This is a genomic window from Deltaproteobacteria bacterium (assembly GCA_003194485.1).
In the GTDB taxonomy this organism is placed as follows: domain Bacteria; phylum Desulfobacterota; class Dissulfuribacteria; order Dissulfuribacterales; family UBA3076; genus UBA3076.
On the sequence record PQXD01000010.1, the window covers coordinates 67,004 to 80,401 of the forward strand.

Consider the following 13,398-nt stretch of genomic DNA (forward strand, 5'->3'; position numbering starts at 1 on the left):
TAAGTGGTCGAGTCGTTAATTTGGGGTCGCAGGAACAAAAGTTCTGACCAAAGACGGAGTTTTGCAAAAGGCTCAAGAGGAATGGAGTATACTATGAGTTACGATTTTAATGCAGATGAAGTATTTGAAATAGCGGAACAAATTGAAAGAAACGGGGTGAGATTTTACCGCGAGGCGGCTGAAAATATATCAGATGCCTCAGTCCATTCCCTCTTTCTCGATCTCGCCGCCATGGAAGCCGAACATGAAAAGGTTTTTGCATCCATGAGGGCCGATCTGGCAGATGAGGAACGAGAACCTACAGTTTTCGATCCGGAAGGAGAAGCAGCTCTGTATCTGCGAGCGCTGGCGGATTTCCAGGTGTTTGGCAAGGAGGAAGAGGAGAATTTCATACTGTCCGGGGATTTGATTGAACAAGAAAAGATAAGAAAGATCCTTAAGGCAGCCATCGGTCTTGAAAAGGAATCGATCGTCTTTTACTTGGGAATGAAGGAATTGGTTCCGACAAAATTTGGAAAGGACAAAATCGACAAGATCATAAAAGAGGAAATGGGGCATATCAGATTTCTATCCGGGTTGCAGAAAAAACTCTTGGCAACTGGAGTGAAATGACTCCTCGTTTCAGGTTGGTTAAAAAAGGAGTGATCATGAATCAAGAAGTAAAGATCTATTCGACCCCCGCATGCCCCTATTGCAAGATGGCGAAGGAGTTTCTTTCGAAAAAAGGAGTGCCGTTTACTGCTTATGATGTCAAAAGTGATAAGGACGCCCTGAAGGAGATGAAGAAAATATCCGGCGGTGCTCTCAGGGTGCCTGTAATATTAGTGTGCAACGAAGTGATGGTTGGATTTGACCGCAGTCGCCTTGAGCAGGCCTTGAGCTGTCTTAAACAAAGTTCAAAGATTGAATAAGCAGCCAGGAGGTGATTATGGCCAGCGTAACCATCTATACCACAGACGGTTGCCCTTTTTGCGCCAAGGCAAAGTCATTCCTGGCGGAAAAAGGGATCAGTTACGAAGAAATTGAGGTCCGGCCGGAGTCAAGTGACTGGAAGGAGATGAAAGAGAAGGCCGGCAGCGGCTCTCTCCCGCAGATCCTGATCGGAGATGAACCGGTCGGAGGATACAGTGATCTGGTTCACCTGGAGGCCAGCGGTGAGTTGAGCCAGAAACTTGGGCTGGCCGAGAAAGGGGAGGTTGCCCCCCTTTACGACGTGATCATTATTGGAGGCGGCCCGGCCGGCCTGAGTGCCGCAATATATGCTGCCAGAAAGGTCCTCAAGACCCTTCTCGTAAGCAGAGATATCGGGGGGCAGGTGGCCTGGACTTACGATGTAGATAACTACATGGGTTTCAGCCAGGTGGAGACCGCCGATCTGATCGCAAAGTTTGAAGAGCACGTGGAGAAGTACAATGTGGAAAAACTCGTGGGGGTTGAGGTGAAGGCCCTGAAGTTGACCGGGAAGATAAAAAAGGTCATCACAAACGACGGGAAGCAATATCTTGCCAAGACGGTGATCATCGCCGCAGGAAAGCGTCCCCGGCCGCTCAATGTGCCCGGGGAAAAGGAATTGATCGGCATGGGGGTAACCTACTGCTCCACTTGCGATGCCCCACTGTTTGCAGACCTTGACGTGGCGGTAATGGGCGGAGGGAACTCGGCCCTTGAGGCGGTCATTGACCTTATGAAAGTTGCCCGGAAGGTGTACATGGTCTCTCTGACGCCCATTACCGGTGATGAAATCATTCGAGACAAGGTTATGAGTTCGCCAAAGGTGGAGATCTTTACCAAATACAAGATACTCCGGGTTGAAGGTAAGTCGGCAGTTGAGGGGATTGAGATCGAGTCGCTGGAGACCGGAGAGAAAAAGAGGCTCAATGTACAGGGAGTCATTGTTGAAATTGGCCTGCTCCCCAACTCCGAGCTTGTAATGGATACTGTGGAAACCAATCGTATAGGAGAGATCGTGGTAGACTCAAAGTGTCACACTGGTGTTTCAGGGGTTTTTGCCTGCGGGGATGTGACTGACGTTCCTTACAAGCAGATCATTGTTGCAGCAGGTGAAGGGGCCAAGGCTGCCCTGTCGGCCTATGATTACATCATAAAGCAGAGATAGGTGCGGGTTATGATTTTGGATTTTCAATCACGGGTTTTTGGATCATGAAGATACCGGTCATTGATCTTGGTGAATGTGAGGACTGTGAGGCATGTCTGGAGCTGTGTCCCACGGTCTTCAGAAGAAACGACGCAGCAGGCTACATAGAAGTGGTTGACCTGCCTGAATACCCGGAAGAAGAGATAGAGGAGATCATCAAGAACTGCCCTGGCCAATGTATCACATGGAAAGAAGATTGAGACAGGCTATCCCAGCCTGGCCGGGACAGGACGAGTCTATTTTATGGGGAAAAGAAATGGCTAAAACAATGTGCCCAGGGCAGGATACCACGTTTTGGAAGCCTGGCGATATTTTTGAAATACCTTGCGTTAAATGCGGTTTCCTGGTGGAGTTTTTCAAAGACGACGCCAGGCGACGCTGCCCAAACTGTGGTCACACCATACAGAATCCCAGGCTCAACCAGGGGTGCGCCAACTGGTGCGAGCATGCTGGAGAGTGCCTGGGGTTCGATCCAAAGTTGGTAAAAAAGAAACACTAAAGCAACATCAGGAGATTTTCAGGGGATATTCAAATGATTATAATAGGACATCGCGGGGCCGCGGCCCTGGAGCCGGAGAATACATTGCTTTCCATAAAGCGGGCCATCGATATCGGGGTGGATGCGATCGAGATCGACGTCCATCTCAGCAAAGACAAAGAGCTGGTCGTGATACATGACGCGACCGTGGACCGGACCACAAATGGAACAGGGCCGGTCAGCGGTTATTCCGTACAGGAAATCAAGAGGCTGGATGCGGGCAAAGGTGAGGCAATACCTACTCTTCAGGAAGTCATCGACTTGATTGATAAACGCGTGATGCTGATCATTGAGTTGAAGGAAGAGGGAACGGAAGGATCGGTCGTCGACTTGATAGTCAGGAACAACTTGTTCGATAAATCCTGTGTGATCTCATTTTGGCACAGGCTCGTAAAGACTGTAAAAGCAATGGACAGCCGCATCAAAACAGGCGTGCTGCTTGTGGGATCTCCTGTGGATGCATGTGTTGCCACCCAGGCATCTGCAGACACACTGGTGATGAAATACACTTTTGTAGACAGGGAATTAGTCGAAATGGCCCACGAGAAAGGCCTCAAGGTGTTTATATGGAATATTGATGACCGGGAGCTCCTGAGGCCTTATGTTGATATGGGTGTGGATGCCATAGGAACCAATGATCCTCGGGTCCTGGTTGAGTATTTCAGGTAACCACGCTGTTCAGATCACTGGTTCAGAGGTTCAAGGGTCAACGAAAGAAAGGTAACTCTGAACCTGCGAACGCCTACGGAGTTTTTAACCATAACTACCTATTTTGGTATTGATTCTTGGACCTTGTGGGGTTTTCGGGAAAAGATGTCCCTCTTTTGCCTGAATAGGCAATTAACTCAATTTCTTCAGGAGGAAGAATCATGCAATATGATCTCGTTTTTGAAGGTGGCGGAGCAAAGGGCTCGGTGTTTGTCGGTGCGTTACAGGAATTTTTTGCTCGAGGACATACCGCAAGACGTTTCATCGGAACATCTGCAGGGGCAATAACTGCCACCCTCATGGCCGCGGGCTATGGACCCGAGGAAATGCTGGAAGCAGTTAATGAGAAACTGCCAAACGGAAAACCCCGTTTTTCAACTTTCATGGATATCCCGAAGAAATTCGATGATCCGGATATTCATAACAGCCTTACCTATGCCATATTCAAAAAAGTTGACATCCCATTTATTCCCCAACTGGTGGAAGGAGTGGTAGATGACCGCATATTCGACGCTTTAATGAAAATCGATGCCTACCGGGAAATGTTCTCCTTTATCGAAAGAGGCGGCCTGTATGCAGGCGATGAATTTCTTAAATGGCTTACAGAGAAACTGAATGCAGGAGGTCGCAATCTCGGCCATACAACTCTGTCGGAATTCCAGGATTGTACTGAAAGTGACCTTTCGATGGTGGCTTCAGACACCGAGGCCAAGGAAATGCGGGTTTTGAACCACAGAACGGCCCCGGACTGCCCTGTTAAATGGGCCGTGCGGATGTCCATGAGTATTCCTTTTGTATGGCAGGAAGTCAGGTGGCAGGCACAGTGGGGACCATACCTTGGTGAAGACATAACAGGACATACGTTTGTGGACGGCGGAGTCCTTTCAAACTTTCCTATAGATTTGCTTACCTCGCGAGATGCTGAGGTAGTCAAAATTATGGGGGACACCGATCCGGACGAGGTGCCGAACCTCGGTTTTCTGATTGATGAAAAACTCCCTGTCGAAGGTTCCGGGGAGGCGGAAATTGAAGAAGGCTCAGAAAGTTTAGGAGACGGTTTACTCGATAACATAAAGCGTCTTAAAACCATCCGGCGTATCAGGTGCCTTATAGACACCATGACCAGCGCGCATGACAGGCTTGCCATTGAAGCCCACGAAAAAGAAATTTGCCGTCTTCCGGCAAAGTCCTATGGCACTACCGAGTTCGATATGAGCGATGCAAGACTGCAAGCACTTATTAATGCGGGCCGCAAGGCCATGAAAGAGTATTTTGACCATCAGTAGCTGTCCTGTGAAAGGAAAGGCGTTGGGTCTTTCATGGAAGAGCTAAGGGCTTTTCATGATAAGAAAATTTGCAGGATGGAACCACCACATGTTGACGTACATGCTGGCCCATTTTTTTCCTCTGACATCTGCAGGGTTAATCAAGAACCAATATTCCCATAGGGAGTAAAAATACAATCCTCAAGAACTGTGCCTGAAGGGACATCGCTTCCCTCCCAGATCACCGTCCTGCAAAGAGTGACACCGGATCCCAGGCTCACTCTATGTCCTATAGAGACCCAGTCTTTCCACATGAGATCGTCAGGCAATTCGGTGCCCTTCCCAACCAGGCACATGTTATTTTCATTTGCGAGAAGCACTTTATGGACGGAAAGATACCTCCTGGGCGATCCGATATCCTCCCATATGTAGTGACCGGCAATTTGATCAGCTCTTAATGCCTGTAAACGACCGCCCTTATCAATTACTGCCTTAAATATATCAATCAAAGAACCGGGACGATCTTCAGGAATAGTCCTTATAAATTCCGGTTCCAGTACGGAAATACCGGTAAAGGCCATGGCGTCCGGCCCGTTGTAATTAAAACCCGAGACCCTTCCGTCCGGCACAACAGCCACGTTGTTCCACGGCTCCCTCTTGTGGACCACCAGCGATGCAACAGCCCCTTGGTGCCGGTGCAGATTAATTACCCGGGCCAGATCCAGATCTGTTACCACATCTCCGTTTATAACCAGCAGGGGTTCATTTTTTGAGATATGAGGCAGGGCATTTCTGATCGCCCCGCCGGTTCCAAGCAGTGATGGTTCCATCAATGTAATAATTTCAGCCTTGCCTTTATAAGATCCTGCCATCTCCAACACCAGATGTGCAAGGTGAAAGCAGTTGATCACAACCTTCCTGAATCCCGCCTCCTCAAGCTGATAAAGTAATCTGTAGAGCAAAGGCCTGTTTAATACTGGAAATAAAGGCTTGGGTAAATAAAGTGAAATAGGCTGCAGGCGCGTACCCAGGCCTGCAGCCAGGATCATGGCTTGCGTAAAGAAAGGCATATTACACGAGACCACGTATAATCCGTGGAGCCACTAAACCTTTTTCTTGCCTTCTGTGTCCGATGAGCTGCTGGATTTGTCATCTAAAAGCTTTTCCGGATCGACCTCATTTTCAAGGTCCTTCAAACCGGATTTGAAGGCCTTCAGGCCTTTTCCAAGCCCGGCCCCTATTTCCGGAAGCTTCTTGCCCCCAAAGACAAAAAAGGCGATCAGCAGGATGATTAACAGCTCTTGTGTTCCTAAGCCAAACATTTAAACCCCTTTATAGACAATGTCGAATTGTGAATGTTGAATGCTGAATTGGAGAAGAAGATTTAAGAGACATACACCTTAATTCAACATTATTTATTATTGTGCGCCGCAGATCGGGTTTTTTCAGCGGAATCATTATTGTGATCCGTAACTATGCAGGCCTGAAAGCAGGAAATTCACCCCGAAGTATGTAAACATCACTGAGACAAAACCTATTATCGATAAGTAGGCGATCCTGCGTCCGGCCCAGCCCCTGACGAACCTTGCATGCAGTGCCGTGGCATATACAAACCAGGTTATCAATGACCACGTCTCCTTTGGGTCCCAGCTCCAATACGTACCCCAGGCATCATTGGCCCAAACGGCTCCTGTAATTATGCCGAGGGTCAACCAGAGAAAACCAAAGATTATTGTCTGGTGCATCAACTCATCAAGGACTTTGCAATCAGGTATAATACCCATGATCCCCGTTGAATCCCCGCTGGATCTGTTTTTGAAAAGGTACATAATGCCGAGTCCGCAGGCAACAGCAAAAGAGGCGTATCCGAGGAAGCACGTAACGACGTGTGCAATGAGCCAATTGCTTTTAAGAGCTGGGATAAGGGGCTGTATTTCATCTTCAATCTCAGGACTAAAGGATGCATAGGCCATGGCAAGGGATGCGAACGGAGTTGCGAAGGCCCCGATCACACGTCGCTTGACCCGCCATTCCATAACCAGGTAAACCAGGATCGTCATCCACGCAAAAAATACCAGGGACTCATAAAGGTTTGAGAGCGGGGCATGCCCGTATCCCAATTTGTAAGACTCTACCCATCTGAGGATTATTCCTGTTGTCTGAATGACAAGGCCTCCGGCCGTAACTATTGTAGCCAGTAATCCCACCTTCTGTACCCTGAAGATCCAGTGTATCAAATAGAGCGCAGCGGCCCCCAGATATATAAAAGTGGTCAAACTTAAAAAATATGAACTGGAAAAGGTCATTACCGTGCTCCTAATCTGGAATCCAAGGCCTTTTCGATCTCTCTGATGTCTTTTTCAAACTGCAATTTATTCTTGCTGGTCTGACCGGACAAAATTACAATAGTCTTGCCCTCCCGGCGACCTATCCAGAGCCACACGCGTCTGTGCGGGACCCAGAACACTACGGTAAAACCAATAATGAGGAACGCACAGCCCAACCATACTATCCATACCCCAGGGTCTTTCTTGATTTGCAGCCCGGTCAGATACCGTTGCCTGGCATTAACCAGGGAAATCCCATACGAGTTTTCCCCCTTTTTAAATTCCTTTTTATTTCCCTTCAGGAGCCATAAAGAACCTTCACGGCCTTCCCGGTCTCCGATCCATATCTGGGCTGCAGGCCTTCCATGGACGCTGGGCAGATACTGTATCAGGCCAAAGGTCAATTGTGCTTCCGGCCACAAGGTCTTTTGAAATGCGGAAATAGTGAGTAAGCGCTGTGTGCTCTCAGACTCCGCGACCCGAACGGTTACTTCAGGAATAGCCCGATAGCTTGCCTGATAAAAAGTGATACCCCTGTATTTTAAGGGATCATTAACAACGATGGACTTACGTACGACTTCCTTATTGCCATTTAACACAGTCAGGTCGGATCGATACTCTTTTGGTGCGCCGTTATCGTAAAAGGAGATATCAAAACGATCACAACGGACGGAAAAACCAAGAGGTATTTGCTCTCCTGTCTGTTTATTCACAATATGATCTATTGTCTCCCCTTCCGGTAACATGACGCTGCCCTTGAACCCCATAAATAACCCGACAAGGGCGCCAAGAAAAATAATCAGTATGCTGCCGTGCAGGCAATATATGCCCCAGTAGCTCCATTTTCCGCGCTCCTCCAAAAACAGCCTGCCCCCGTCTGCTGTATCCGGACGTTCGTGAAACTTGCCGACAACATCCTTAAATGCCGAGATAATCGACCGGATGGAATCATTATCCAGTTCCTCTTTTACTTCCCAGTCCTTTTTAAAAGGCATCCTTAACAGACGCCCGGAATCCATGGACAGGTTGTCTTTCCTGAAAAGCCTTAGGGTAAACGGCAAGCGCTTTAAGGTACAGACTATCAGGTTAGTGCTGAAAAGTCCGAGCAAGGTCAGATACCACCAGGAATGATATGTATCGTACAAATGGAGAGATTTTATAATCCGAAAAAAGTTGGGGCCGTATGTTTCCAGATAGAATTGGAGTGATTCTCTCTGGGGTATTAAGGTACCGGCAATAGAGGTTACGGCAAGAGTGATTAAGAGAAATACTGCCAGACGGACCGACGAAAAAAAACGCCAGATTGGATTATCTTGATAGATTGAGGATGATGCCTTCATGGAACGGATCGGGTATGGAAATCTGTTTCGGAGTTATTTTCAGCGTCCAGAAGCTAAGCTAATAACGGCCCTACGGCAATTTGTTTTTTTCATCCTGGCTGATATCGTCTCCGGCCTCTTTATTCTCCTTTAAAGACTTTTTGAAGTTGCTGATGCCCTTTCCAAGGCCCTCGCCGATTTGTGGCAGCTTACCGGCACCAAAAACGACGAGAATTATAACCAGAATTATCAGCAACTCAGGCATCCCCAACCCAAACATCCTCTGTTTTCTCCTAACCGGATAAAGAATTATTGTATAATATATGACAGATCGAAAATTTTATCAAATGTACAGCCCTGCTCATCCTATGTCAATCAGCCTAATTATTCATTATGGCTATTGAGTTAGCTCCGTTTCGATATATAGTCTTTGATTATTGGGTAATCATCCCTTGTCCCTCCAATGCTCTCGTCCCTTGTTTTCTGAGACTTTTGCAGCATGGGACCCTCCCTGTTCTCCTCCGCTGCGCTCCGGAGCCAGGGTTTCCCGTACTGCAAAAGCCAGGAAAACTATGGGACTTCCGCGAGTCGCTCCAAGGGATGATTACCCAATAATCCGTTACAATCAGCATATGATGCGGAGCTAACTCAATAGTCATATTATTCATTTCCTGCCGGATACAGCGAACGGTTGCGAGCTGGCCTTTATAGGCCCAATTTTTTCATTTTATTGAGAAGGGTCTTATAGCTGATCTTAAGGTCGCGGGCTGCAGCGGCCTTGTTCCCGCGAGCCGCTGCCAGGGCTGCGCCTATGAGTTCTTTTTCCTTTTTCAAGACGTGGCCCCTGCTTTCCGACCAGAAATCACCAGGCACCGGCTCATCTTCAGGAGAAGGACTTAAAAAAGGTCTTAGGGAGTTGTCGGTAATTTTGCCTCCTGTCAGAACTGCGGTTCGATCCAGTAAGTTAAAAAGTTCTCTTACATTACCTGGAAAATGATATCTCAGAAGAAGTTCTTTTGCGCTATCTGACAAACAGACGCTGCGGCCCAGCAGTTGCTCTATCCTTTCAGTATGATGGGCAGCCAGGGGAAAAATGTCGTCCCTTCTCTCTTTGAGGGACGGGATATGAATAGGAAAAGCTGAAAGGCGAAAGAGTAAGTCTTTCCTGAAAAGGCCATCCTTTACAGCCTTTTTCAGGTCCTTGTTTGTTGCTGCGATTATCCGGGCATCACTCCTTGATTCCTGGCTGCTGCCTAATGGCAGATAACAACCAGAGTCTAAAAATCTCAAGAGCTTAGGTTGAAGAGAAGGCGGCAACTCTCCGATCTCGTCCAAAAAAAGAGTACCCCCCTCGGCTACTGAAAGAAGGCCTCTGCGGTTCTCGATTGCCCCTGTAAAGCTGCCTTTCAAATGACCAAAAAGCATTGAATCGGCCAATTCCTGAGGCACGCTTGCACAATTAAGCCCTATGAATTTCCCCCGGCCGCTGCGCTGATGAATATAACGGGCCAGCACCTCCTTTCCGGTCCCAGTCTCTCCTGTAATAAGAACCGGGAAGGGCGTGGAGGCTACACTGTCTGCTATTTGCAGGATCTCAAGCATTTTGGATGATTCAGCCACCAAGTCTTTGACTGCCCGCATGGGAAGCAGATCATGAAAGCGTTGAACAAGGGCCTCGAGATCAACGGGCTTCTCCAGGAAGTCCGTGGCCCCCAATTTTAACGCCTCGACTGCTTTTTGGATGCTGCCATAAGCCGTAACCACAATTATCACACAGGAATAATTTATCCGCCGGGCCGGCTCTATAAGACTCAGCCCCTCGCCGTCGGGAAGCTGCAGATCCAATAAAAGGCCGTGGATACCTTTTAGGGAGTTCCTGGCCTTTTTCAAATTGAAAGCCAGACGTGTATTATACGCAGCACCCAATGCCTCTTGAAAAAGGCCTGCCAGTTTTTGATTGTCTTCAACTATCAGGATGTTATGTTTCATAAATAAGGTCTATTGAGCCTTTTAAAATTACTCTTCCGTGCCGGACGCTTCATTAGACTTTACGGACAGTAGAATCATTTTCATAAGCTCCATTACGAACTCTTACCCCAACAGGTAAATATTCGGTGAAACCGTCCGTGTTCCACTGCGCCTTGGAGTTGCTATCTGCTCCTTGCCGCAGAAGCGGTTTGCCTTTTGCAGGGTTTCTGGTCGCGGGCCGGATTGCACTGCCTCTCCGGTCTGCAATGAGTGAGCTTTGAAACCCGGAAAAAGGTAACCGCTTCAAGGCAGGATATAACGGATTTACCGAATATTTACCCCAACAGTGAAAAAATTCTTATAATCAGCTATGATTACAGATTACGGAATCCTTGAAAAATATTATTCTGCTCGAAATGACCGCCTGCACTGCCTGTGCCGGCACGACAGGCAGGCTGGAATGCTGAGGCTTTCCTGAATATGGAAGTTAGTTCCCGTAAAAAGACGATAGCTGCGATTGATCTTGGTTCTCAGACATTCAGACTGGCTGTAGTCCGAATTGTGGATAATGGCCTCCATGTCCTTGTATCAAAACTTAACAACGTAAGGTTGGGCCAGGGTCTTGCCGCTAATGGAAGACTGGATGAAGATGCCATAAAAAGAGGGATTGAAACGCTTCGGGATTTCCGCAAGTGCCTTGATAAATTCAGGGTCTCTGATGTAATAGTCTGCGGCACGGCTGCCCTGAGAAATGCCGCCAATGCCGATGAGTTCCTGGACCTGGCAGAGGCAGAAGGATTTAATGTAAAAACATTATCAAAAGATGAGGAAGCATCCATATCGGTCATGGGCGTGCGTACTTCATTACCTGATATAATCGATCCCTTTCTGGTTGTGGATGTTGGCGGAGGAAGCAGTGAAGTTGCATTGGCTGCCGGCAACAAAATATTATTTAATTGCAGTCTGAATATCGGGGCGGTGAATCTTACAGAGAGGTTTATCAGGACAGATCCCCCGCTTCTCGAAGAGCTTGAAAAACTCGGATTTCATATCAGGCAAAAGCTGTCGGGTCTGTCTTCCAAACTTCCCCGATCTCCCAGAGTTGTAGTAGGAGTCGGCGGAACTGCTACTACATTGGCGGCAATGGTACTGGGCATGGGAAAGTATGACCCTCAGCGAATAAGAGGGTATACTCTGGGCGCTCAAGAGCTTGATAAAATGTGGGACTATCTGACAGGCATGAAAATTCAAGCGAGAAGAGGTATAACCGGGCTTGAATCCAGACGAGCAGATATCATTATAGCAGGAATAGCAATATTTCGAGAAATATTGGATATGATTGAATTCAAAGAGTTGACTGTTAGCAATGGAGGTCTTCTTCTTGGCCTTTTAACAAGTTTAATTGAAAAGGAGTTTGATAGCCATGCTGAACCACCCGATACCAGGGGCCTATACCTTTGATGACTTGCTGTTAGTACCGGCTTTTTCCGGCATTCTGCCTACAGAAGTAGATATCTCCACTCAGCTTACGCCTGAAATTCGTCTTAATATTCCCATAATAAGCGCAGCCATGGATACGGTCACTGAGGCCCGAACCGCCATCAGCATGGCCAGAGAAGGTGGCATCGGGATAATCCATAAGAATATGCCCGTTAAGGCCCAGGTAAAGGAGATCGAGAAGGTCAAAAAGTCTGAAAGCGGCATGATTATAGACCCTGTGACAGTCACCCCGGATCAGCGTATTTGGGATGTGCAACAGATAATGCGTGAGTACAAAATATCAGGTGTACCGGTACTGGAAGGAGAAAAGCTAAAGGGTATTGTAACCAACCGGGATCTGCGATTCGAGACAAACTGGGATCTCAAAGTCCGCGATGTAATGACAAGTGAAAACCTGATCACAGCCCCGGTCGGGATCACCCTTGAAGAATCAAAGGCCATCTTACACAGACACCGTATTGAAAAGCTCCTGGTAGTGGACGACAATGGAAACCTCAAGGGCCTGATTACGATCAAAGACATAGAAAAGGTCAGGAAATATCCCTTGGCCTGCAAGGACGACCTTGGCCGCCTGAGGGTTGGAGCTTCAGTGGGTGTAGGTGAAAACTGCCTGGCACATGTGGAGGCCTTGGTCAAAGCAGATGTGGATGTGGTTGTTATAGACTCGGCCCATGGACACTCCAAAAACGTGATCAATGCGGTATCTGAAATCAAAAAGACCTTTCACAATATCCAGGTAATCGCAGGGAATATCGCCACACCGGAGGCTGCCGAGGTCCTGTTCGAAGCCGGCTCTGACGCCGTAAAGGTCGGAGTGGGGCCGGGCTCCATCTGTACCACCCGGGTTATTGCAGGTGTAGGAATACCGCAACTGACCGCTGTCCACAATTGTGCCGTCGTGGCACAAAAACACGGGAAATTTGTCATAGCTGACGGAGGTATCAAATTTTCCGGCGACCTGACAAAGGCCATAGGAGCCGGTGCCCATTGCATCATGATAGGGAGTCTGTTCGCCGGCACAGATGAAAGCCCTGGAGAGACGGAGCTTTATCAGGGCAGACAATACAAGGTCTATCGCGGTATGGGCTCGTTAGGGGCTATGAAAGATGGGAGCAAGGACCGGTATTTCCAGGAAAGCGTCAGGACAGAGGCAAAGCTGGTCCCGGAGGGAATTGAAGGCAGAGTGCCGTATAGGGGTCCGATTTCCGATACTGTTTACCAGCTGACAGGAGGATTGAAGGCAGGAATGGGATATATTGGCTGCAGAACCATAGAGGAGCTTAGGCAAAATGCCCGCTTTGTGCGCATAACTCCTGCAGGTATGAAAGAAAGCCACGTCCATGACGTCATAATAACCAAAGAGTCACCCAACTACTGGATAGAACACTGAAGCTTTTATTGCTATCAGCGCATACGTACCTGAGATCCCAGCCTTAAAGCGTAAATATTCGGTGAATCCATGGATCACTGGCAGCCGGTCACACAGGGGAACTCCTTCTTCCAACATGCTCTCGCCCCTTGTTTTCTTAAGGCCTTTGCAGCATGGGAGACCCTCCCCCGTTCTCCTCCGCTGCGCTCCGGAGCCGGGGGTTTCCCATGCTGCGAAGACCAAGAAAAC

General features: G+C 48.1%; 14 protein-coding genes and 1 pseudogene. 9 read left to right on the top strand and 6 right to left on the bottom strand.

The features are described from left to right. Positions 1 to 93 precede the first annotated feature (93 nt). The 7 genes and pseudogenes from C4B57_07180 (at position 94) to C4B57_07210 (ending at position 4,687) form a co-directional block, all read left to right on the top strand. Positions 94 to 612 (top strand): rubrerythrin, encoded by a 519-nt coding sequence (locus C4B57_07180; protein ID PXF54436.1) that lies wholly within the window; start codon positions 94 to 96, stop codon positions 610 to 612. Beyond that, complete coding sequence (locus tag C4B57_07185) at positions 609 to 911, top strand: NrdH-redoxin (GenBank protein PXF54437.1); 303 nt, start codon at positions 609 to 611, stop codon at positions 909 to 911. Before C4B57_07180 ends, C4B57_07185 begins: the two co-directional genes overlap by 4 nt. A gap of 17 nt (positions 912 to 928) precedes the next feature. Further along, a complete protein-coding gene (locus C4B57_07190) occupies positions 929 to 2,116 on the top strand; it encodes a hypothetical protein (protein PXF54438.1) in 1,188 nt (395 codons plus the stop codon). Positions 2,117 to 2,160: 44 nt separating this feature from the next. Further along, positions 2,161 to 2,355 (top strand): ferredoxin, encoded by a 195-nt coding sequence (locus C4B57_07195; GenBank protein ID PXF54439.1) that lies wholly within the window; start codon positions 2,161 to 2,163, stop codon positions 2,353 to 2,355. Between the two features lie 56 nt (positions 2,356 to 2,411). Beyond that, a pseudogene (locus tag C4B57_07200) lies at positions 2,412 to 2,633 on the top strand (phosphohydrolase). 54 nt (positions 2,634 to 2,687) lie between these two features. Further along, positions 2,688 to 3,362, top strand: a complete 675-nt coding sequence (locus C4B57_07205; protein PXF54440.1) for a glycerophosphodiester phosphodiesterase — start codon at positions 2,688 to 2,690, stop codon at positions 3,360 to 3,362. A gap of 200 nt (positions 3,363 to 3,562) precedes the next feature. Continuing rightward, on the top strand, positions 3,563 to 4,687 hold the full coding sequence (locus tag C4B57_07210) for a hypothetical protein (GenBank protein PXF54441.1): 1,125 nt from the start codon (positions 3,563 to 3,565) through the stop codon (positions 4,685 to 4,687). A 140-nt stretch (positions 4,688 to 4,827) separates the two neighbouring features. Here C4B57_07210 and C4B57_07215 read toward each other — a convergent pair whose 3' ends face one another. The 6 genes from C4B57_07215 to C4B57_07240 all read right to left on the bottom strand — a co-directional run bounded on the left by C4B57_07215 (position 4,828) and on the right by C4B57_07240 (position 10,301). Further along, positions 4,828 to 5,736: a nucleotidyl transferase gene (locus C4B57_07215; GenBank protein ID PXF54442.1), complete on the bottom strand. Its 909-nt coding sequence runs from the start codon at positions 5,734 to 5,736 to the stop codon at positions 4,828 to 4,830. A gap of 33 nt (positions 5,737 to 5,769) precedes the next feature. Continuing rightward, on the bottom strand, positions 5,770 to 5,988 hold the full coding sequence (locus C4B57_07220; GenBank protein ID PXF54443.1) for a twin-arginine translocase TatA/TatE family subunit: 219 nt from the start codon (positions 5,986 to 5,988) through the stop codon (positions 5,770 to 5,772). 135 nt (positions 5,989 to 6,123) lie between these two features. Further along, positions 6,124 to 6,972, bottom strand: coding sequence for a c-type cytochrome biogenesis protein CcsB (gene ccsB / locus C4B57_07225; GenBank protein ID PXF54444.1), 849 nt, complete (start codon positions 6,970 to 6,972; stop codon positions 6,124 to 6,126). Next, positions 6,972 to 8,333: a hypothetical protein gene (locus C4B57_07230; GenBank protein PXF54445.1), complete on the bottom strand. Its 1,362-nt coding sequence runs from the start codon at positions 8,331 to 8,333 to the stop codon at positions 6,972 to 6,974. Before C4B57_07230 ends, ccsB begins: the two co-directional genes overlap by 1 nt. 70 nt (positions 8,334 to 8,403) lie before the next feature. Next, on the bottom strand, positions 8,404 to 8,592 hold the full coding sequence (locus C4B57_07235; protein ID PXF54446.1) for a twin-arginine translocase TatA/TatE family subunit: 189 nt from the start codon (positions 8,590 to 8,592) through the stop codon (positions 8,404 to 8,406). A 425-nt stretch (positions 8,593 to 9,017) separates the two neighbouring features. Continuing rightward, on the bottom strand, positions 9,018 to 10,301 hold the full coding sequence (locus tag C4B57_07240; GenBank protein ID PXF54447.1) for a sigma-54-dependent Fis family transcriptional regulator: 1,284 nt from the start codon (positions 10,299 to 10,301) through the stop codon (positions 9,018 to 9,020). Between the two features lie 414 nt (positions 10,302 to 10,715). Between C4B57_07240 and C4B57_07245 the strand changes: the two genes are divergently transcribed. After that, positions 10,716 to 11,741 (top strand): hypothetical protein, encoded by a 1,026-nt coding sequence (locus tag C4B57_07245; GenBank protein PXF54448.1) that lies wholly within the window; start codon positions 10,716 to 10,718, stop codon positions 11,739 to 11,741. After that, complete coding sequence (locus tag C4B57_07250) at positions 11,704 to 13,170, top strand: IMP dehydrogenase (protein PXF54449.1); 1,467 nt, start codon at positions 11,704 to 11,706, stop codon at positions 13,168 to 13,170. The genes C4B57_07245 and C4B57_07250 overlap by 38 nt, the downstream gene beginning before the upstream one ends. The last annotated feature ends 228 nt before the right edge of the window (positions 13,171 to 13,398 follow it).